The 20413-nt window shown below is 68.4% G+C and carries 16 protein-coding genes and 1 tRNA gene; 11 read left to right on the forward strand and 6 right to left on the reverse strand.

The features are described from left to right. Nucleotides 1-13 precede the first annotated feature (13 nt). From DLM85_RS06695 to DLM85_RS06715, 5 genes are all read left to right on the forward strand, one after another. On the forward strand, nt 14-391 hold the full coding sequence (locus DLM85_RS06695; RefSeq protein WP_111477267.1) for a response regulator: 378 nt from the start codon (nt 14-16) through the stop codon (nt 389-391). A 92-nt stretch (nt 392-483) separates the two neighbouring features. After that, the gene (locus tag DLM85_RS06700; protein WP_111477268.1) at nt 484-1251 is read left to right on the forward strand and encodes an MBL fold metallo-hydrolase; all 768 of its coding nucleotides are present in this window, start codon (nt 484-486) and stop codon (nt 1249-1251) included. A 77-nt stretch (nt 1252-1328) separates the two neighbouring features. Then, complete coding sequence (locus tag DLM85_RS06705) at nt 1329-2381, forward strand: alpha/beta hydrolase (RefSeq protein ID WP_165822032.1); 1053 nt, start codon at nt 1329-1331, stop codon at nt 2379-2381. Between the two features lie 10 nt (nt 2382-2391). Beyond that, a complete protein-coding gene (locus DLM85_RS06710; protein ID WP_111477270.1) occupies nt 2392-2784 on the forward strand; it encodes a VOC family protein in 393 nt (130 codons plus the stop codon). 162 nt (nt 2785-2946) lie between these two features. Continuing rightward, the gene (locus tag DLM85_RS06715; protein ID WP_111477271.1) at nt 2947-4521 is read left to right on the forward strand and encodes an NFACT RNA binding domain-containing protein; all 1575 of its coding nucleotides are present in this window, start codon (nt 2947-2949) and stop codon (nt 4519-4521) included. 269 nt (nt 4522-4790) lie between these two features. Here DLM85_RS06715 and DLM85_RS06720 read toward each other — a convergent pair. Continuing rightward, a tRNA-Leu gene (locus DLM85_RS06720) sits at nt 4791-4872 on the reverse strand. Between the two features lie 239 nt (nt 4873-5111). Between DLM85_RS06720 and DLM85_RS06725 the strand changes: the two genes are divergently transcribed. Further along, on the forward strand, nt 5112-5594 hold the full coding sequence (locus tag DLM85_RS06725) for a low affinity iron permease family protein (protein ID WP_111477272.1): 483 nt from the start codon (nt 5112-5114) through the stop codon (nt 5592-5594). 89 nt (nt 5595-5683) lie between these two features. On the opposite strand, the gene DLM85_RS06730 is transcribed toward DLM85_RS06725, so the two are convergent. Then, nucleotides 5684-6415 carry a Dps family protein gene (locus DLM85_RS06730; RefSeq protein ID WP_111477273.1) on the reverse strand — a complete coding sequence of 244 codons (732 nt, stop codon included), beginning with the start codon at nt 6413-6415 and terminating at the stop codon, nt 5684-5686. A gap of 173 nt (nt 6416-6588) precedes the next feature. On the opposite strand from DLM85_RS06730, the gene DLM85_RS06735 reads away from it, so the two are divergent. Further along, nucleotides 6589-7296, forward strand: a complete 708-nt coding sequence (locus DLM85_RS06735) for a VIT1/CCC1 transporter family protein (protein ID WP_111477274.1) — start codon at nt 6589-6591, stop codon at nt 7294-7296. 352 nt (nt 7297-7648) lie between these two features. Then, nucleotides 7649-8182 carry an MOSC domain-containing protein gene (locus DLM85_RS06740; RefSeq protein ID WP_111477275.1) on the forward strand — a complete coding sequence of 178 codons (534 nt, stop codon included), beginning with the start codon at nt 7649-7651 and terminating at the stop codon, nt 8180-8182. Between the two features lie 171 nt (nt 8183-8353). Here the strand turns inward: DLM85_RS06740 and DLM85_RS06745 are convergent, their stop codons facing one another. The 3 genes from DLM85_RS06745 to DLM85_RS06755 all read right to left on the reverse strand — a co-directional run bounded on the left by DLM85_RS06745 (nt 8354) and on the right by DLM85_RS06755 (nt 11804). Continuing rightward, on the reverse strand, nt 8354-10012 hold the full coding sequence (locus DLM85_RS06745) for a T9SS type A sorting domain-containing protein (RefSeq protein ID WP_111477276.1): 1659 nt from the start codon (nt 10010-10012) through the stop codon (nt 8354-8356). A 130-nt stretch (nt 10013-10142) separates the two neighbouring features. Continuing rightward, nucleotides 10143-10943, reverse strand: coding sequence for a DUF2490 domain-containing protein (locus DLM85_RS06750; protein WP_111477277.1), 801 nt, complete (start codon nt 10941-10943; stop codon nt 10143-10145). A 60-nt stretch (nt 10944-11003) separates the two neighbouring features. Then, nucleotides 11004-11804, reverse strand: coding sequence for a hypothetical protein (locus DLM85_RS06755; RefSeq protein WP_133256942.1), 801 nt, complete (start codon nt 11802-11804; stop codon nt 11004-11006). A gap of 357 nt (nt 11805-12161) precedes the next feature. Between DLM85_RS06755 and DLM85_RS06760 the strand changes: the two genes are divergently transcribed. The 3 genes from DLM85_RS06760 to DLM85_RS06770 all read left to right on the forward strand — a co-directional run bounded on the left by DLM85_RS06760 (nt 12162) and on the right by DLM85_RS06770 (nt 19386). Beyond that, nucleotides 12162-15665, forward strand: coding sequence for a class I SAM-dependent DNA methyltransferase (locus DLM85_RS06760; protein WP_111477279.1), 3504 nt, complete (start codon nt 12162-12164; stop codon nt 15663-15665). Between the two features lie 25 nt (nt 15666-15690). Then, entirely contained in the window at nt 15691-17370 is a 1680-nt protein-coding gene (locus DLM85_RS06765; protein ID WP_111477280.1) for a hypothetical protein, read from the forward strand. 351 nt (nt 17371-17721) lie between these two features. Next, nucleotides 17722-19386: a hypothetical protein gene (locus DLM85_RS06770; protein WP_111477281.1), complete on the forward strand. Its 1665-nt coding sequence runs from the start codon at nt 17722-17724 to the stop codon at nt 19384-19386. A 182-nt stretch (nt 19387-19568) separates the two neighbouring features. Here the strand turns inward: DLM85_RS06770 and DLM85_RS06775 are convergent, their stop codons facing one another. Continuing rightward, complete coding sequence (locus tag DLM85_RS06775) at nt 19569-20138, reverse strand: hypothetical protein (protein ID WP_111477282.1); 570 nt, start codon at nt 20136-20138, stop codon at nt 19569-19571. Between the last annotated feature and the right edge of the window lie 275 nt (nt 20139-20413).

Genomic DNA, 20413 nt, shown 5'->3' on the forward strand with positions numbered 1-20413 from the left:
TTAGCTAGCAGTCATGTCCGACTCGAAAACCATTCTGATTGCGGAGGACAGCTCCGTGATTCTGAACCTGACCAAGAAGATCCTGGAGCTGCAGAAGTACCGCATCGTGTCGGCCAAAAACGGCGGCGAGGTGATGAAACAGCTCGAAGCCCAGCCCATCGACTGCATTTTGCTGGATATAAATATTCCGGTAAAAGACGGCATGACCGTGGCCCGCGAAATTCGCCAGAGCACCAACGACAAAATCCGCCAGGTGCCCATCATTGCCATTACCGGCAACGCCAACAACTACTCCATGGACGACTTCCGCGAAGCCGGCGTGACGGACTACCTGCCCAAGCCCCTGGACTTCGACGCGCTGGTGCGCACCGTAAAGCAGCACATTGGGTAAGTAGATAGGAGTTAGGAGCTAGGAGTTAGAATGGCTGTTTGATCCATTTTCGAACTCCTGGCTCCCAGCTTCTAACTCCTAGCTCCTTTCCTATGCAAGTTACTTTCCTCGGCACGGGCACTTCGCAGGGCGTACCGGTTATCGGCTGCCACTGCGACGTGTGCCGTTCGGTGGACTTCCGCGACAAGCGCCTGCGCGTGTCGGTGCACCTGCAGGTGCAGGGGCGCAGCATCGTCATCGACTCGGGGCCCGACTTCCGGCAGCAGGTGCTGCGCGAGCGGGTCGACCGGCTCGATGCGCTGGTGTTCACGCACGAGCACAAAGACCACACGGCAGGCATGGACGACATCCGCGCCTACAACTTCAAGCAGCAGCAGGACATGCCCGTGTACGCCGAGCCGCGGGTGCTGGAGCAGCTCAAGCGTGAGTACGCCTACATCTTCGCCGAGCACAAGTACCCCGGCGTGCCGCGGGTGCAGACGGTACCCATCCTGAGCGACACGGCGGCTTTCGAGGTCGAGGGCATCGAGTTCCAGCCCATCCGCGCCCTGCATTACAAGCTGCCGGTGCTCGGCTTCCGCGTGGGCCGTTTCAGCTACGTGACCGACGCCAACCACCTCTCGCCCGAAGCCCGCGCGCAGCTGCGCGGCTCCGACGTGCTGGTGCTCAACGCCCTGCGCCACGAGCCCCACATTTCGCACTTCAGCCTGACGGAGGCCCTGGAAGTCATTGAGGACGTGCAGCCCAAGCGCGCCTACCTCACACACATCAGCCACCTGCTGGGCAAGCACCGCGAGGTGGAAGCCGCCCTGCCCGCCCACGTGCGCCTGGCCTACGACGGGCTGCGGCTGGAGCTGTGAGCACGGCCAAGTTTCTGGGCGAATAGATGGCCAGTACGCTGCGCGGTCCTACGGCTTCACCGGTATCTTCGCCGCCGATGAAATACCTCCTGCTGGCGCTGCTGCTACTGACCGGGCTGCCGCACGCCTTCGCGCAGACCGCCCCCACCGGCCGCGTCGTCACCACCTACCTCGACTCCCGGCTGCTGCGCGGCAACGCGGGCGGCGAAAACCCGCGCCGGCGGGTGAGCGTGTACCTGCCGCCGGGCTACGAGGCCAGCCCGGCGAAGCGCTACCCGGTGCTCTACTACCTGCACGGCTTCAGCTGGAACGACAGCCTGATTTTCCACGCCGACGGCATGGCCCGCCTGCTCGACGCGGCCATTGCCGCCGGGCAGATCCGCCCGCTGCTCGTGGTGGTGCCCAACGAGTCGACGCTGTATCTGGGCAGCTTCTACGCCAACTCGGCCACCAACGGCCCCTGGGCCGACTTCACCGCCCGCGAGCTGGTGAGCTTCATCGATAAGCAGTACCGCACGCTGGCCCGGCCCGGCAGCCGCGGGCTGGCCGGCCACTCCATGGGCGGCAACGGCGTGCTGCGGCTGGCCCTGCTCTACCCCGGCACCTGGGCCGCCGCCTACGCCCTCAGCCCCGGCCTGGTGGCGCCCCACGCCGAATGGATGGCCGACCGCCCCAGCCAGGCCGTGGCCGCCCGCGCCGCTACCCGGGCCGAGGTGCTGAAGGATTTCAACGCCGTGCGCCTGCTTTCCGTGGCCCGCGCCTTTTCGCCCATGCCGGCCCAAAAGCCCTTCGGCGCGGCCTTGCTCCGCTACCCTGGCCCCGACAGCCTCGCCCGCCGCGACGCGGTGCTGCGACAGTGGGCCGCCGCGACGCCGCTGGCGCTGCTGCCCGCGCACCTGGCGGCGCTGCGCCAGCTGCGCGGTCTGGCCTTCGACTGGGGCGCCCAGGACCAGCTGCGGCACATCCCCATCACCTGCCGGCAGCTGAGCACCGCGCTGACGGCCTTCGGCGTGGCGCACTCGGCCGAGGAGTACCAGGGCGACCACGGCAACCGCGTGATGGGCCCCGACGGGCGCATGTACCAGCAGCTGTTGCCCTTTTTCAATCACCACCTGGATTTTGCTCCGTAACGTCCGCGCCATGCTTCACCTCCAACACCTGCACCACGTCGCCATCATCTGCACCGACTACGCCGCGTCCAAGCGCTTTTACACCGAAGTGCTGGGCCTGAGCATCGTGCGGGAAGTATACCGCGCCGAGCGCGACTCCTGGAAGCTGGACCTGGCGCTGCAAGGGCAGTACCTGATCGAGCTGTTTTCCTTCCCCGGTCCGCCGCCGCGCCCCAGTCGCCCCGAGGCCGCCGGCCTGCGCCACCTGGCCTTCGCCGTGGCCGATGTGGAGGCGGCCGTGCAGCACCTGGCCCGGCACGGCGTGACGTGCGAGCCGGTGCGCACCGACGAGTACACCGGTCGCCGCTTCACCTTCTTCTTCGACCCCGACCAGCTGCCGCTGGAGTTCTACGAAATCGGGTGACGAGTGCGCCGCCTGGCGCAACGGCCAGCCGGTGAGGCGCAGCTGGCACCGGGGGCCCAAACCAGTCCCGGCCAGCCGCTGCCCTTGCCCCCTGGCGGCACCGCGGGGCGTAGGCGGCGCGGCAAAATTCCCAACTTGCGTTGCACGCCCGCGCCTTTCGCTATGCACAACAACTATTACTTCCTGCGCCTGCTGGCGCCGGCGCTAACCCAACAGCTGGCCGGCTACCGCGTGGCCGCGTGTTTTTCGCAGGAAAAGGACGAGCTGGTCATCGGGCTGACCAACGGCGCGGCGGAGTTCTGGCTGAAGGCCCGGCTGGCCGGCACCCAGCCCCTGCTGAGTTTGTCCACCGAGTTCCACCGCGCCCGCCAGAACTCGGTGGACTTGCTGCCCGCCCTGCTGGGCCAGCAGGTGCAGCGGGTGGCCGTAACGCCCAACGACCGGGTGCTGCACCTGCAGTTTGGCAGCGGCGCCGAGCTGCTGCTGAAGCTATTCGGTCCGCACGCCAATGCCGTGTTCTACCCCGCCGACGCCACCGCACCGGCCCAGCTGTTTCAGCAGCGCTTCACCGCCGATGCGGCCCTGCGCGCAGTGCCCCCACGGCCCGACCCCTCACCCGCCGAAGTGGCCGCCCACCCCGACCCGGCCCGCCTCTACCCCACCCTGGGCGAGGTGCCGCGCCACTGGCTGCGGCAGCGCGGCTACGACGCGACCCCGCCGCCCGGGCGCGTGGCGCTGCTGCACGAGCTGCTGGCCCTGCTGGAGCAGCCCCCGGCCCTCTACATCGTCAGCCTCGAGGGGCGCACGCGCCTGAGTTTGCTGCCGGTGGGTGAGGTGGAGCAGACCTTGCCGCCCGACCCGGTGGCCGCCCTGCGCGCCTTTGTGCCGCTGCTGCTGGGCCGCGGCGTCTACGAGGGTGAGCTGCGCCTGCTGCGCCAAACCCTGGAAAAGCGCGCCGACGAGGCCACCACCAGCGCCGGCATGGCCCGCAAGCGCCTGCACGCGCTGGAGCACGAAGCCAGCTACCGCCAGACGGCCGACCTGATCATGGCCAACCTGCACCAGATTCCGGCCGGAGCCGCCGCGGTGGAGGTGCTCGACTTTTACCAGAACGACCAGCCGCGCCTGATCAAGCTCAAGCCCACCGAAACACCCCAGCGCACGGCCCAGAACCTCTACCGCAAGGCCAAAAACCAGCAGATCGAGCAGCGGCAGCTGCAGGAGCGCGCCGACCGCCGCGAAACCGAGGCGCTGTGGTGCCTGGAGCGGCTGGAGGAGCTGCCCACCCTGCCCGACCTGCGCCAGCTGCGCGCCTGGCGCAAGCAGCACGGCCTCGACCCGGCCGTGCAGGCCAAGGCGGCGGCCGCGGAGCTGCCGTTCAAGGTGTTCGAGGACTCGGGCTTCACCATCCTGGTCGGGCGCAACGCGCAGAACAACGACCTGCTCACCCAGCGCTACGCCCACAAGGACGACCTGTGGCTGCACGCCAAGGACGTGAGCGGCTCGCACGTGGTCATCCGGCAGCGGCCGGGCCACGCGGTGCCCGCGCCGGTGGTGGAGCGCGCCGCCCAGCTGGCCGCCTGGTACTCGCGCCGCCAGAACGACTCGCTCTGCCCGGTCACCGTCACGCCCAAGAAGTTCGTGCGCAAGCCCAAAGGCGCCCTGCCCGGGCAGGTGGTGGTGGAGCGCGAGAAAGTGGTGCTGGTGGTGCCGGCCAACCCCTTCGAGCGGACGTAGGCCCCTGCGTGCCGGCGCCGGGCAGCCGGGGCGGGTTTCCCGGCTCCAGGAGCCGCTCGGCTACCCCTGCTGCAGCCAGGCAGTACACCGGTGAATAGCCGTAGCAAAGCCTGGAGCCGGTCCCGATGCCACCAGCGGCTACTGATCCTGCAGCGGCGTTTCGGGGCGGCTGCCTTCGCTAGGGCCCTCGAAGCCGCGGCCGGATCCGCACGGGCCGCCAAAACAACAGCGGCCGGCTCCTGAATAAGGAACCGGCCGCTGGGCTGGTGTGCGCACAGGGAGAGTCGAACTCCCACACCCGAAGGCACCACCCCCTCAAGATGGCGTGTCTACCAATTTCACCATGTGCGCAGAACACGATAACGACGCTGTTGAGGGCGTCCGCTCCGCCGTCGAGGGCGGCGAAGTGGCGACAAAAGTAGTAGAAGCTTTTGGGCAGTGCAAGCCGGCGGAGTGCTTTTCTGCGTTTCAATGCGTAGCAGCAAGGGTATCAGGCATAAAAAATACCACCATGGGCACTTTCACCGGACTGTCATGCCTTGTGACGAAGTTGCCGAGCATTCCTCACCGCGTTTTCTCTCCCTCTCGTCATGACCCGCAACGAAGCATTTCTGGAAATCGGCCAGCAGCGCCGGGGTTCCTTTTTTCAGCGCGTCGCCCAGGCCATTACCCAGTGGTCGGGCTCAACCAGCGCCTTTCTGCTGGCGCTGGGCACGGTGCTGGTCTGGGCCATTACCGGCCCGATCTTCAAGTACTCCGAGGACTGGCAGCTGGTCATCAACACCGGCACCACCATCGTCACGTTTCTGATGGTGTTCCTGATTCAGCGCGGCCAGAACAAGGACTCCCTGGTGCTGCACCTGAAGCTCAACGAGCTGATTGCGGCCACCAAGGGCGCCAGCAACCGCCTCATCAACGCGCAGGACTTCACCGAGGAGGAAATTGTGCTGCTGCACCAGTTCTACTGCCTGCTGGCCGAAAAAGCCAAGAAGGACAATGACCTGGGCCTGACCCACACCGTGGAGGAAGCCGAGGAAAACCACGCCGAAAAGCTGGAGCACCAGCGCACCTAGCCGCGCCGGCGCCCTCTGCACACAACGCGGCGGCTCTTCCCGGAAAGGAAAAGCCGCCGCGCTGGTGTTTGGAATAAGATGGGCGGGGCTTAGTCGGCCTTGGCCAGCGGGGTGTTCACCACGTGCTCCGACACAAACCACACCTGCATTTCGTTGGCGCGCATCACGTCGCTCACCACCAGGTCGTTGGTGCCGTCGTCGCCCGAGTCATCGGCGCGCTTGGCGAAGTCGTGGCAGTTCTTGAGCATGATCTGGTGGGCTTCCAGCAGGCGCGACACCTGCACCGGGGCCTCTTCGCGGTCCTTGGGCGGGCGCGGAATGCTGGTCAGCTCGGCCACGTCGGCGGCCATGGCAATGGCCACGCCGCCCAGGATCTGAATGCGCTCGGCAATGGTGTCGACCAGCTCGCTTTGCTCCTCGTAGTGCTTGTCGTAGAGCAGGTGCAGCTGGTAAAAGGTGGGGCCCACCACTTGCCAGTGGTGCTTTTTGTACATGTCGCGCAGCGTGATGGTGTCGGCCAGCAGCTGGTTGAGCATGGTCACGCTTTCCTGGCGCACCTGCTCGCTCAGGCCGATGGGCAGGCGCTGGGCCACGGTGCCGTATTTCTGCAGGGGGGCGGGGGCGTTTTTCTGCTGGTTCAGGATGGGCTGCACCAGCGGCTGGTTGCGGTCGACGGGGCGCACCGGGGCGTCGATGTCGGCGGCCTGCGCGGCTTTGGCCGTGTCGGCTTTGCCGTTGGAGCTGGCGGCTTTTTTGGCGGCGGCGACGCGCGGAGCCGGGGCGGCGGGGGCCTTTTTGGCGGGGGTGGCTTTGGTTGCCATGGAGGTAATGAGAGGAAAGAAGTGCGGATGATGCGGGAAGCCGGCCGGGGCCGGGGCGGGAGCCCCGAATTCAGGGCCTCGCCTGACGGCAGTACGCCAAGCAACCGGCCCAGGTTAGGGCCAGCGCGTATATTTAGCCGCATTCCCGGTTGCGGCCGGGTGCTTTGCTCCCTATGTCGGCCCACCACCAGCACCCCCACCCCGAAGAGCACCTGGGCAGCTCCGCCCTGCTGCAGGACATTGTCATCGGTCTTTCCGACGGCCTGACGGTGCCCTTTGCGCTGGCGGCGGGCCTGAGCGGGGCGGTGCAGTCGTCGGAGCTGGTGATTACGGCGGGGCTGGCCGAAATCGTGGCCGGCTCCATTGCCATGGGCCTGGGCGGCTACCTCTCGGGCCGCACCGAGCTGGACCACTACGCGGCCGAGCAGCGCCGCGAGTACCGCGAAGTGGACGAAGTGCCCGAGGTGGAGCGGGCCGAGGTGCGGGAGCTGCTGGCCGACATGGGCCTCTCGGCCGCCACCCAGGAGCTGGCCATGCGCGAGCTGACCGCCGACCGCGACCAGTGGGTGAAGTTCATGATGAAGTACGAGCTGGGCCTGGAGGAGCCCGACCCGCGCCGCGCCCGCCACAGCGCCCTCACCATCGGGCTGGCCTACGCCGCGGGCGGCCTGATTCCGCTCAGTGCCTACTTCGTTACGGCCACGCCCGCCGAGGGCCTGCTCTGGTCGGCCGTCATCACGCTGCTGTGCCTGCTGGTGTTCGGCTTCTTTAAAAGCCGCCTGACGGGCCAGCCGCCGGTAGCCGGGGCGCTGAAGATGGCCGCCATCGGGGCGCTGGCGGCGGCGGCGGCCTTCGGGGTGGCCCGGCTGGTGGGGGGCTGATTTCTACGTTTTTCGTTGCTCGTTATTCGTTTTTCGTACTGCGTGTGCACGATCAGCCGCCGGGGCTGATCCGGACCAGGGCTGACCGCTGCAACCCCACAGCCAGGGGCTGCGGACAGCAACCCCAAAATTGAGTTTTGATGTTTTTTGGCCGCATGCCTGATCTGGCCTCCGCTTGTCGAAGCATCCCTACTGCGTTGGTCGCCCGAAATCGTTCGGTAGAGATGCTTGACTGCTTCGGCCTTTAGTTCGCGGGGCGCCGCATGACGTTCTTTTGGCGTCTGCACAGCCTAGCAGCAACAAAACCAGTACCGGCCCGAACAACGAACAACCAAATAACGAAAAACGAGCTATGCCTTTTCCCAACTTCGGCGACGACAAATCGGTGGTGGCGCGCCTGCTCTCCACCCTCCCCCAGACCGGCCGCGTGGAGTGGATCGGCGTACGGCCCAGGCGGCGGGAGCCGCTGCTGGCCCTGCCCGCAGTGGAGGTGCTCACCGACGCCCACCTGGCCGGCGACCATGCCCGCATCAAGCCCGGCGGCAAACGGCAGGTCACCTTGATTCAGCACGAGCACCTGGCGGCAGTGGCGGGCTTTCTGGGGCTCACCGAACCCCTCGAGCCCGGCCGGCTGCGGCGCAACCTGGTCGTCGGGGGACTGAACCTGCTGGCGCTGAAGAACCGCCGCATCCGCATCGGGGACGAGGTGCTGCTCGACATCACCGGCGAGTGTCACCCCTGCTCGCGCATGGAGGAAGAGCTGGGTCCCGGCGGCTACAACGCCATGCGCGGCCACGGCGGCCTCACCGCCCGCATCGTGCAGGGTGGCCGCATCCGCCTGGGCGACGCGGTGCGGGTGGAACCGGATGCCCCCGCACCGAGCTGACGCATCCCGGCTACGCTCCCCGGCAAACGGCAACGCCGCCCCGGCAACCTACAGGCTACCGGGGCGGCGTTGATTCAGGCTTTGTGGAGAGTTAGCCGGCTAAAAGCTTGCCCAAGCTGCCATCGTTTACTCACTTCCGCTCAGACGCGCAAGTCGGCTTACCGCAGAAACTTACTGCTTGACGATGCGCGTGGTCTGGTGCCACTGCCCGGCTTCCAACGACACCGAGTAGCTGCCGGCGGCCAGGTGCTGCACGTCCAGCGCCAGCTGCTGCGCCCCGGCGGCCTGCTGCCCGGCCCGCGCCGTAGCCACTACGCGGCCCAGCACGTCGCGCACGGTGGCCTGGGGCGCCGCCGCGGCGGGCAGCACGTAGCGCAGTTGCAGCTCGCCGGCAGTGGGCACCGGCGCGGGCTGCAGCTGGAGCACCGCCTCCTGGCGCGGGCGCAGGCCGGTTACGCGGCCGGCGGTGTAGCGCGTCAGGCGCATGCCCGGGTTGGTAGCGCCGGCGGTAAACACGGCCTCCCAGGCCAGCAGCTGGTCGTTGGGCAGGGCCGTAAGCGTGCGTACCAGGCCGCCATCGGCTACGGGCATCCCGTGCGCGCCGGCGGGCAGGCCCGGGGTGCTGCCAAACGAGGCATCGAGCACGCCCGCGGCGGAATAGCGCGCCAGCAGCAGCGCGGGCACCTGGGCCGCCGGCGGGTAGTACGAGCCGCCCACCACAATGCTGCCGTCGCTCTGCACGGCCACGGCGGCCAGCCCGCCCACGGTGGTGCCAAAGCTGCGGGAGGCGGCGGTATTGAAGGCCGCATCGGCGCTGCCGTTGGCGTTGAGGCGGAACAGAATCGGCGACTCCCAGGAGCCGCTGACGCTGCCCACCAGCAGAATTCGGCCGTCGGGCTGCACGGCCACGCCGTGAATGGCGGTGGGCCGCTCGAGGGGCGGCTGGCCGTTTGCGGCGGTGCTGTAGCCCACCACGCTGGTTTCGCCGTTGGTGCCGAAGCCGGTGTCGGGCGTGCCGTTGGCGTTCAGGCGGGCAATGCGGGTACTGTTGAGCGACAGGGGGCTGCCCGGCGCTGCGTGCGTCACCAGCAGAATCTTGCCATCGGGCTGCACCGTCATGTCTTTGAACATGGCGTAGTACATCGGGCCGACGGGGGAGCCGGCCCCGCTGCCCGCGGCCGTGCCGAAGCTGTTGTCGGGCTGCCCGTTGGCCAGCAGGCGCACCATGCGGGTGGGGCTGAGGTGGTCGAAGCTGGCGGCGGCCAGCAGCTTGCCGTCGGGCAGGATTACCACCCGGGCCAACTCGGTGGGCCCGGTCGGCAGCTGCGGGTCGGGGTAAGCCAGCCCGGCGGTGCCGAAGCCCGGGTCGGGCTGGCCCTGGGCGGTGTAGCGGGCGGCGGCCCACACGTTGCCCGCGTCGCCCCGAATGCCGCCGACGACGACCAGCTTGCCGTCGGGCTGCCGCGCCAGGCCGCTGGCAACGGAGCGGTTGCCGGGGAAGGCGCTGGTCACGCTGCCGTTGGCGCCGAAGCCGGCGTCGGGGGTGCCATCGGCGTGGTAGCGGCGCACGGTCCAGGTGTTGGCGTTGGCCGCGCACACCACGATTTTGCCGTCGGGCTGCACCAGCGTCTGGCCCATCACCGACCACGCGGCGCCGCCCGGGGCGACGGGCGAAAAATTAAACCGCTCGGCCAGCAGGCCGGTGGCCACGGAGCCCGCCGTGCCAAACGCCGCGTCGCGGGAGACGCTCTGCGCCCGGGCGCCCAGCGTGCCAAGGGTGAGTAAACCGGCCGCCACGCAGGCGCGCCCCAGAGTAAATGATTGCAGCATAAATGAACTGATTAAGAAGAAAAATACCACGCGGCCCGGCCCGCCGAAGCACCGAAAAAGTGTCCGCCGGGCCGGGCCGACAAATTAAACGACGCGCCCAAAAATTGGTATAGTTTTATTCCAAAATATATTAATCCTGCTGCGAGGGCAGGCGCTCGGGCGCGGGGGCGGTGGCATTGCGGCGGGCCAGGCGGTAGCTCAGGGCCAGCACCACGTTGTTTTTGGCCGAGGTATTCTGCGGCACGAACTGCCCTTGCTTGATGGTGGGCAGGTTGTAATTGGCCTGCAGCACCCAGCCGGCCTGCAGGGTCAGGCCCCGGGTCAGCTGGTAGCCCGCGCCGGCGTACACGCGGTTGCGCTCAAACACCGGCCCCCGGGGGTTGAGAAATATCTCGTCGTACACCGACAGAAACACCGTTTTGGGGCCCAGGGCGCTGTGGTTCAGCGGCAGAAAGGCGTTGATGCGGTAACGCAGGCGGTTGCGCTGGCCGGTGCTGTCGGCGCGGTAGCTGAACCAGCGCTGCTCCACGCGGTAGCGGTGCTCCAGCTTCAGGCGGCTGGCGTACTGGGTCAGCGTGAGCTGGCCCCAGAGGCGCTTCTCCACGTTCAGCGGCCCGGCGCCCCAGTCCTGGTAGTCGCGGGTGGCGTAGCGGCCGCCGCCCAGCAGCACCACGAAGTTCTTGTTGATGTCGTAGCTCAGCCCGCCCTTCAGCTCGTTGTAGAAGTACTGGCGGAACACGGCATTGGTGCGGGCCTGAAACTCAAAGAAACCGCCCCAGCGGTGCTCCTCGCTGCCCGGCAGCTGCAGCGTACCGATAAACCAGCTGCCCCAGGGCTGGGTGGGGTTGGCCGCTCGTTGGGCCCGGGCGGGCAGCGGGGCAGCCAGCAACCCCGAAAGGCTGGCGGCCGCGAAAAGAAAAGAATAGCGCATTGCAGAAGCCAAAGGTAGGGAGCGGGGGCACACGGACCTGCACTGCCCGCCCGGCCGGTGCTACCGGGGCTGCAGCTCCAGCAGCAGCACGGTGTCGAAAGCCTGCACCGCCTTGCCGCGAAACGATTGGGCACTTTCCCGGCGGTAGGGCAGCGTGGGCCCCCAACGCATCCAGGTGCTGGCGGTGTACCCCGCCGGGCTTTGCCGCAGCTTCGGAAAGTCGTCGACGGAGGTCCAGATGGTGGTGGTGTCGGTGCCGCGCCGGGTCAGGATGTACGGCTTGACGATGGTGGAGCCGTCTTTTTTGGCCCGCCGGGGCACGGCCACGCGCCGCAGGTAGGTTTCGTCGGGGAAGGTGGGCAGGCACTCCAGCACCACGTATACGCCCGCCGCGGGCAGCGGCAGGGCGGCGGGGCGCAGGTCGAGGCGCACCTGGGTGCGGCGCCGGGCAATGGAGTCGGGCGGGGCCACCACCACCGGCTGCGCCGACAGCAGGGGCCCAAGCAGCTCGGGCCCGGCGCCGCGCGCGTAGAAGCTGATTTGCAGCCGCCCCGCCGTGTAGCGCCGGTGCAGCGGCACGGTCAGCGCCTGCAGGCCGAAGGTCTGGCTGGTATCGGGCGAGGCCAGCCACACCACGCAGCGCTGCCCCGGCGTCAGCGGCCGTACGCCCCGGATGTAGGCGCCGTGGTAGGTGCCCACCGCCTGCGGCCGCCGGCCGCGCACGGTTACATCGGCCAATACAATGTGCCGGGCCGGCGCGTTGGGCGGCGGGGTTTGGGCCGTGGCCGCGCCGCCGGTGCCCAGCAGCAGGCCAACCACTGCCGACCATCCCCGGCCGGCTGACTTCGCAAAGAAAAGCATGGGCGCAAAGTACAGAACGCCCCCAGGGCTCCGCCAGGAAAATCAGCCTTGCTATAAAAATTCGGCCGGTTTCCCGCTCCTTTTCGGCACGCGGGCGGCACTACGGCGGGGCGTTTCGGCAGATGACGCGCCGGACCAAGAGCCCCGCCGACCAGCCGGCCCGGCGGGCAAAGGCCGGCCGAGCGAAGTCGAGCCCCGGACGGCCCGGGGCTTTCGGCGCGGGCGCCAGGCGCCTGCGCCCGCCCGGGCGCCGCCTTTCGGCCCCGAGGCCCCGAGGCCCCGAGTAGGCCATTTCCTCACCCCGCCCTATCTTCCCACCCCCATTCATAACTCAGAATTTCTAATTCAGAATTAGCCTTGACTTACTCCGACTTTGAAGCCCGCTGGCGCCCGGCCGGCGGCGCCGAGCGCGCCAACTACGGCCTCTTCCTGCAAGACCTCTGCGACCTGCTCGGCGTGCCCCGCCCCGACCCCACCACCGACAACCCCGCCGCCGACCAGTACGTGCTCGAACGGGCCGTGGAATTCCGCGACGGCGGCAAGAAGAGCACCGGCCGCATCGACCTCTACCGGCGCGGCTGCTTTATCCTCGAAACCAAGCAGGGCACCGACACCCCCGACCAGCAGCAGAAATCGGAGCGGGCCGAGCTGGGCCTGCCCGCCGAAAAGCGCCGCAAGGGCCACGCCGTGCGCGGCTCCGTGCGGTGGGAGCAAATGATGCAGGCCGCCCGCCAGCAGGCCCTGGGCTACGTGCGCGCCCTGCCCCCCGAGGAGCCCCGCCCGCTGTTTCTGCTCGTCGTCGACGTGGGCTACTGCCTCGACGTGTACGCCAACTTCGCCGGCGTCGGCGACTCCTTCGTGCCCTTCCCCGACCAGACGCGCTTCCGCCTCCCGCTCGCGGCCCTGCAGGACGAGGCCACCCGGCAGCTGCTGCGCCAGCTCTGGCTGGAGCCCCGCGCGCTCGACCCCTCCCGCCGCGCCGCCCGCGTCACCCGCGAGCTGGCCGGCTACCTGGCCGGCGTGTCGGCCCAGCTGGAGCGGGCCGGGCACCCGGCCGAGGTGGTGGCCCAGTTCCTGATGCGCTGCCTCTTCACCATGTTCTCGGAGGACGTGGGCCTCATTCCCAAAGCCTCCTTCACCGGCATGTTGCGCACCTACTCCACCCCCGAGCTGCGCGAGTTTCTGCCCGAGGCCCTCAGCGGCCTCTGGCAGGTGATGGACACCGGCGGCTACGCCTCCGACCTCAAGGCCCGGGTGCGGCGCTTCAACGGCAAGCTCTTCCACGACGCCCGCGCCCTGCCCCTCTCGCCCGACCAGATGGCCCTGCTGCTCAAAGCCGCCGAAGCCGACTGGACCGAGGTGGAGCCCGCCATCTTCGGCACCCTGCTCGAACGCGCCCTCGACCCCAAGGAGCGGCACTCCCTCGGCGCCCACTACACCCCGCGCCGCTACGTGGAGCGCCTGGTGCTGCCCACCGTGCTCGAGCCCCTGCGCCGGGAGTGGACGGCCGCCCAGGCCGCCTCGGCCCGCCGCCTCGAGGAAGGCCAGCCCAAGGAAGCCCGCCAGGAGCTGCTGCGCTTCCTCACCCGCCTCACCGGGCTGCGCATCCTCGACCCCGCCTGCGGCTCCGGCAACTTCCTCTACGTCACGCTGGAGCACCTCAAGCGCCTCGAAGGCGAAGTGCTGGCCGCCATCAACGCCTTCGGCCACTCCGGCCTGCTCGACCTGGGCGGCGGAACAACAGTATCGCCCCGCCAATTGCTGGGCCTGGAGCTGAACCCGCGCGCCGCCGCCATTGCCGACGTGGTGCTGCGCATCGGCTACCTGCAGTGGCACCTGCGCACCCACGGCGCCACCCAGCTGGCCGAGCCCCTGCTCGATGAGTACCAGAACATCCGCCAGCAGGATGCCGCCCTGCGCCACGACCCGCCCCTGCCCCGCCTCGACGCCCAGGGCCAGCCCGTCACGCGCTGGGACGGCAGCACCCGCCTGCACCCGGCCACCGGCCAGCCCGTGCCCGACGAAACCGCCCGCACCCCCGTGCTGGACTACCCCAACCCCCAGCCCGCCGAATGGCCCCAGGCCGATTTCATCGTGGGCAATCCGCCGTTTGTGGGGCCGGCCCGCATGCGCGACGCCCTCGGCGACGGCTACACCGAAGCCCTGCGCAAAGCCTACAAAGGCAAGGTACCCGACTCGGCCGACCTGGTGATGTACTGGTGGTACAACGCCGCCCGCGCCGTGCAGCAAGGACCCGCCGAGCGGTTCGGCTTCATCACCACCAACAGCCTCAAACAAACCTTCAACCGCCGCGTGATGCAGCCCTTCCTGGAGGGCGACACCCCGCCGCTGACCCTCACCTTCGCCATCCCCGACCACCCCTGGGTAGACGCCGCCGAAGGTGCCGCCGTGCGCATTGCCATGACGGTAGCCGAGCGCACGGCCGCTGGCTCAGTGGGCCAGTTGCTGACGCTCAAAACCGAATCAGTAGCGGAAGGCGACGAAGCGGCTGAGGTGACTTTTGAGGAGAAGCAAGGGCAGATTCTTTCTGATTTGTCAATTGGTGCTGCGTTGGATAGCGCTAAGGTGTTGAAGTCGAATGAAGGAATGTCTAGCCCCGGCGTGAAGCTGCACGGCGCTGGATTCATTGTAAGTCAGGACAAAGCCAAGGAATTAGGTTTAGGTGAGGTTCCTAGACTTGAAAACCACATTCGGCATTATCTGAACGGCCAAGACTTCACTGGCAAGTCCCGCAAGGCAATGGTCATTGACTTGTTCGGCTTGACTTCAACTGAAGTATTGACGCGCTTCCCAAGTGTTTATCAACACTTGGTAGAAAATGTAAAGCCTGAACGTGATGCGAAAGGCAATACAAAAGATGGTGCGGGTTATGCCAAATTCTGGTGGGTTCACGGCAAGCCGCGTCAGGAAATGCGGAAGATGCTAGAAGGCTTGCCTCGTTACATCGGAACTGTAGAAACCGCGAAGCACCGCACGTTTCAATTTCTTGATGCAGGCATTTTACCTGATAATAAATTATGTGCTATTGCTTTGGATGACGCCTATTACCTAGGTGTCCTTTCGAGCAGATTTCATGTCGTTTGGGCAATGGCCGCAGGCAGCCGTCTAGGTGTCGGCAACGATTCAGTGTATGTAAAATCCCGCTGCTTCGACCCGTTCCCCTTCCCCGACGCCACGCCCGCCCAGCAAACCCGCATCCGGGAGCTGGCCGAACAGCTCGACGCCCACCGCAAGCGCCAGCAGGCCCTGCACCCCGCCCTCACCCTCACCGACCTCTACAACGTGGTGGAAAAGCTGCGCGCCCAGCAGCCCCTCTCCGCCAAAGACCAGCAGGTCAACCAGCAGGGCCTGGCCTCCGTGGTGCTCAGCCTCCACCAGCAGCTCGATGCCGCCGTAGCCGACGCCTACGGCTGGCCCCACGACCTGCCCGAAGCCGAGCTGCTCCAGCGCCTCGTGCGCCTCAACCACGAGCGCGCCCGCGAAGAGCAAGCCGGCCACATCCGCTACCTGCGCCCCGCCTACCAGGCCCCCGAGCAGCAGCAAGCCGCCCTGCCCCTGCCCGAGCCGGAAGCAAAAGCCACGAAAGCCCCTAAAGCCAAATCGTCCGGCTCCCCCTCTCTTTTGGAGAGGGGGTCGGGGGGTGAGGCTTTCCCCGCCGAGCTGGCCCAGCAGATGCAGGCCCTGCGCGACGCGCTGCAGCAGGCCGCCCAGCCCCTCACCGCCGCCCAGGTAGCCGCCCGCTTCCGCCGCCTCAAGCCCGAGAAGGTGGAGCCCCTGCTGGCCACCCTGGCCGCCCTCTCGCTTATCCGCCGCACGCCCGAAGGCGCTTACGCTGCTTAGTTTCCCGTCCTTACTTGTCCTTACCGTGTCACTGACCTTACTCTCCTCCCTCCGCCGCGCCGCCGGTCTGCTGGCCCTCCTTGCGCTGGCCTGGGGCAGCACCCAAGCCCAGTCGGCCCCGCCCTGGCAGGGCCTCACCGCCACCAATGCCCACAATTCCGGCAAAGGCGTGGTCGACGCCGCCGGTAATTTCTACGCCATGGGCGTGTTCAACGGCTCCGTCACCGTGGGCTCCGTCACCCTCACCAGTCAGGTCGAAAACTCCTTCCTGGCCAAATACGCGCCCACCGGGCAGGTGCTGTGGGTGCGCCAGCTCGCCTCGCCGGCCTTCACCATTGCCGATGATGTAGCCGTGGACGCCGCGGGCAACGCCTACGTATCCGGCGTCTACGCGGGGGGCGTCGCCTTGGGCAACAACGTAACCCTGCCCAGCCCCAATGGCCAGACCCAGGCATTCGTGGTCCGCTACTCGCCCCAGGGCACGGCCGAGTGGGTGCAGTTCAGCGCCCCCGGCTCGGCCATCTACCGGTCCCTCGGCGTCGAGACCGACGCGGCGGGCCACGTATTCCTGCTGGGCGACTACATGACCCTGATGCAGATGGGCGGGGTCACGATCAGTGCGGGCAGCGCGGGCGCGATGATCCGCGCCACCTACCTGGCCCGCCTCTCCGCGGCCACGGGCGTGGTGGAATGGCTGCGCACGGCCTTTCAGTTTCCGAGCACCACCAACGTGTTCGGGGGGCGGCAGCTGGCCGTGGGCGCCGCCGGCGAGCCGCTGGTGCTGACCTCGTTTGTGGGCGCCGCCCCCATCATCCCGCAGGGCCCCGTCCTCACCCCCACGGCCACGTCGGCGCCGCCGAGCTTCGCCGCCGACGTGGCCGTGATTAAGTATTCCGCGCTGCTCACCTGCGACTGGGCCCAGCAGATCAGCGGCCCCGACGGCACGTTCGTGACCGGCGGCGCCCTCGATGCGGCCGGCAACGTGTACGTCTCCGGCGGGATGCTGGGCCCGGCCACCTTCGGCAGCACCACCCTGCCCCACGCCGGCGGCTCCGACGCCTTTCTGGCCAAATACGCGCCCACCGGCGCGCTGCTCTGGGCCCGTGGCGGGGGCGGCCCCGCCCAGGATGGCTGGAACCACGTAAGCCTGGATGCGGCCGGCAATGCCTACCTGGCCGGGTATGCGGAGGGCACCGCGCAATACGGCGCCACCACCATCACCAGCGCCGGCGCTACCGACGTGCTGCTCGCCTCGTACTCGCCCCAGGGACAGCTGCGCTGGACCCAGCAGGCCGGCAGCCCCGCCAACGACCAGGCGTTCTACCTCGGCCTCGACGCGGCCGGCACGGCCTACGTGCGGGGCGCGGCCGAAGGACCGGCGGCGTTTGGCGCCTTCACCTTGCCCGGCCCCGGCCCGGCCGTGCCGAGCTACTTCCTGGCCCGCCTGGGCACTACGCTGGCCACCCGCCCCGCCCGGACCGCCGCTACCGAGCTGTTTCCCTCGCCCGCCCACGACCAGCTGCACCTGCCCGCCCTGCCCGCCGGCACTCCCGTGCAACTGGTGGATGCGCTCGGCCGCGTGGCGCGCACCGTTCGCGTCGTGGCCGGCCAGGTGTCGGTGCGGGGCCTGGCCCCCGGCCTCTACCAGCTGCGCGCCCCCGATGCCCAGGGCCGCCCCTGCACCGGCCGCGTGCTGGTCGAGTAACCGCCCCAACCTCTCCTCCTTGTCGAAGGAGGGGCCGCCGGCGCGGCCGGGGTGGTTGCGGCGTCGCTGACGGCCGCTCCGCAGGTGCCGCCAGGCCGTGTGGCCGGTAGCAGCCCGGGTAATCGGCTGGCCCGTCGAACAGTCGGGCCGAGCACCGCGAAGCGCAGGCCGACGCATCTACGCCGGGTGGTATTCGGCTCGTTGCACCAGAGTACTATTGGCCCGCGAGATGCGTCGCGGCGCGCTGCATGCCGTTTCTTTGGGCTTTCAGGTTCGCCCGGCCCCGGATGGCCGACGGCAGCACTGGCCGCCCCTGTCTCACTCATCTTTCCTTTCTCATTCTTGTAAGCTATGCTACAGCGCTACCTCCCCGCGGCTGCCCTGCTCCTTGCCGCCACCCTAGCCGTACCCGCCCGGGCCCAAACGTCCAGCCCGCCCGCCTGGACCGGCGCGGCCAGCCTCGGCACCGGCACCATCTACGCCAGTGTCTCCGCCGTCGACGCGGCCGGCAACACCTACCAGGTCGGCTCGTTCAACAATACGCTGACCGTGGGCAGCACCACCCTCACCAGCGCCGGCAACACCGACGCCTACCTGGCTAAGTACACGGCCGGCGGCGCCCTGGCCTGGATTCGCCAGCTCGGCTCGGCCGGCGTCGATGCCGGCAATGACCTCGTCCTCGACCCGGCCGGCCACGTTTACATCACCGGCCAGTTTGCCGGCTCGATCAGCCTGGGCAACGGCCTCACGCTCAGCGACGCCAGCGGCGCCTCGGGCAAGATGTTCGTGGTGCGCTACTCGCCCCAGGGCACGCCCGAGTGGGCCCAGCAAAGCCAGATCAACGCCATCGGCTCCGCCGCTTACGGCAACGGCATCGGCCTCGACGCCACCGGCACCGTTCACGTGGCCGGCTACTTCTTCCGCGGCCTGACCGTGGGAACCTCCACCGTCACCACCGCCTCCAACTCCCTGCCCGGCAACTACCTGGCCCGCTTTGCCGGCAGCAGCGGGGCCCCGCTGGCCCTGGTCAGAGCCAGCGACTACGCCGCGCCCGTCGGGGCGGCCTCCTATGCCTATCCGGTGCTGGCCGTGGCCCCCACCGGCGAGGACTACCTGCTCAACTACTCCACCCAGCCGATGATTTTCGGGGGCACCACCCTCAGCAGCCGCGGCAGCTACGACGTGTACGTGGCGCGCTACTCGGCCCAGGGCGCGCTGGAGTGGGCCCGGCAGGTGGGCGGCACCGGCGACGACCGGCTGCGCCGCGCCACCGTCGACGCCGCCGGCAACCTCTACGTGGCGGGCTACTTCAACGCCGCCGCCCAGTTTGGCAGCCTCACCCTGCCCAGCGCCGGCGACTACGACGGCTTCCTGCTCAAATACGCCCCCCAGGGTACCGTGCAGTGGGTGCAGTCCTGCGGCGGCCCCGGCTCCGATGGCTTCGGCGACGTGGTGCTCGACGCGGCCGGCAACCCCTACGTCACCGGCAATTTCGAGGGCACCGCGCAGTACGGCCCCGTCACGCTCACCAGCGCCGGCAGCCGCGATGCCACGGTGGCCGCCTACACCGCGCAGGGCCAGCTGCGCTGGGTGCAGCGGGCCGGCGGCCCCGGCTTCGACGTGGCCTACAACCTGGGCTTCGACGGCACCGGCACCCTGCACGTGCTGGGCCGCTTCGAAGGCACCTGCCTGTTCGGCAGCACCTCGCTCACCACCGCCACGGCCACTGGCGAGCTGTTTCTGGCCCGCCTCGCCAACGCCACGCTGGCCGCGCGCCCCGCCGCTGCGGCTCAGCCCCTGGCTTTCTACCCCAGCCCCGCCCACGACCGGCTGCACCTGCCCGCCCTGCCCGCCGGCACTGCCGTGCAGCTCCTCGACGCGCTCGGCCGCGTGGCCCGCGACACCCGCGTCACGGCCGGCCAGGTGTCGGTGCGCGACCTGCCCGCCGGCCTCTACGTCCTCCGCGCCCTCGATGCCCACGGCCGCGCCTGCACCGGGCGGGTCGTGGTGGAGTAAGGCCGCTGCGCCGGTCATCAGGCAAACGGCCGCCCGGCAATACCGGGCGGCCGTTTGCATTTTCCCGCTGTTGCTCCTTCGCCGTAGGGAAAGGGTAGGTAAATCCGAGGTATATCCAAAACGCCCCCGCCGGCCGAAGCCGACGGGGGCGTTTTTTTAAACATAACCAAGAAACCCGCTGCTTACAGGGAGCGGGTTTCCCGCGTCTGGTTGCCCGGCTTGTCACTGGCCAGCACGGTAATCTTGTCGCCCACCAGCGAGGCATTGGCGACCGTGGCCGTGAACACCCAGTCCAGGCCGTTGGCCTCCCGCACCGCGGCCGTCTCCTCCACCAGCGTGCCATCGGCGTTTTCGATGCGCACCCGCGTCGCGGTGACCTTGAAATTGTCGGTTACCCGCACCCGAATCGTGTCGCCGACCCGGCCCTCGTACTGGCTCAGGTCGATGGAGTGAATATCGGGGGCCTGCATAAAGTCGGCCACGGCAATGGCGTAGGCGCTGGCCGTACCGGCTTCCGGGCGCGCGGCCTCGTACTCGGCCTTGCTGCCGGGGTCCGCCAGCTGGGCCTTGGCATACAGCGCGGCCATCTGAAACCGCTCCTGATGGGCCTGCTGCCGGGCCGTGGGTGCCTTGTCCGACTCCCGCGGCGCTGCCGCCACCACCGTCTGCCCGCCCACCTGCCGGAAGACCAGCGTGCCGCCGATGGTGCCGCTCAGGCCCTGGGTAATAATGTTGTTGGATACTCTTGCCATAGTAGGTGGCAGTTAAAAGGTTAGGGTTGGGAATGCCGGAAAACTAGGCGTTTGCGCCCCGTTTTGCCAGGCTTTACCCATCCTATTTTGAGCCAAAACCGGCCTGATTGCCTCCTTTTTTGGGAAATCTTCCCGCTTGCCTTTGCCCGCCGCTTCCTGCCCCACCTACTCCCGTCCCGGTAGCGCTGCACGCCCGTTTCGTCTGCCTCCCTCTTGCCCTTCGGCGAGGGGCTGGGGTGAGGCCCGGGGGCCCGCCGGAAGGGCAAATCCCTTTA

Origin of the sequence: Hymenobacter edaphi, from assembly GCF_003258365.1 — a bacterium.
Classification (GTDB): domain Bacteria; phylum Bacteroidota; class Bacteroidia; order Cytophagales; family Hymenobacteraceae; genus Solirubrum; species Solirubrum edaphi.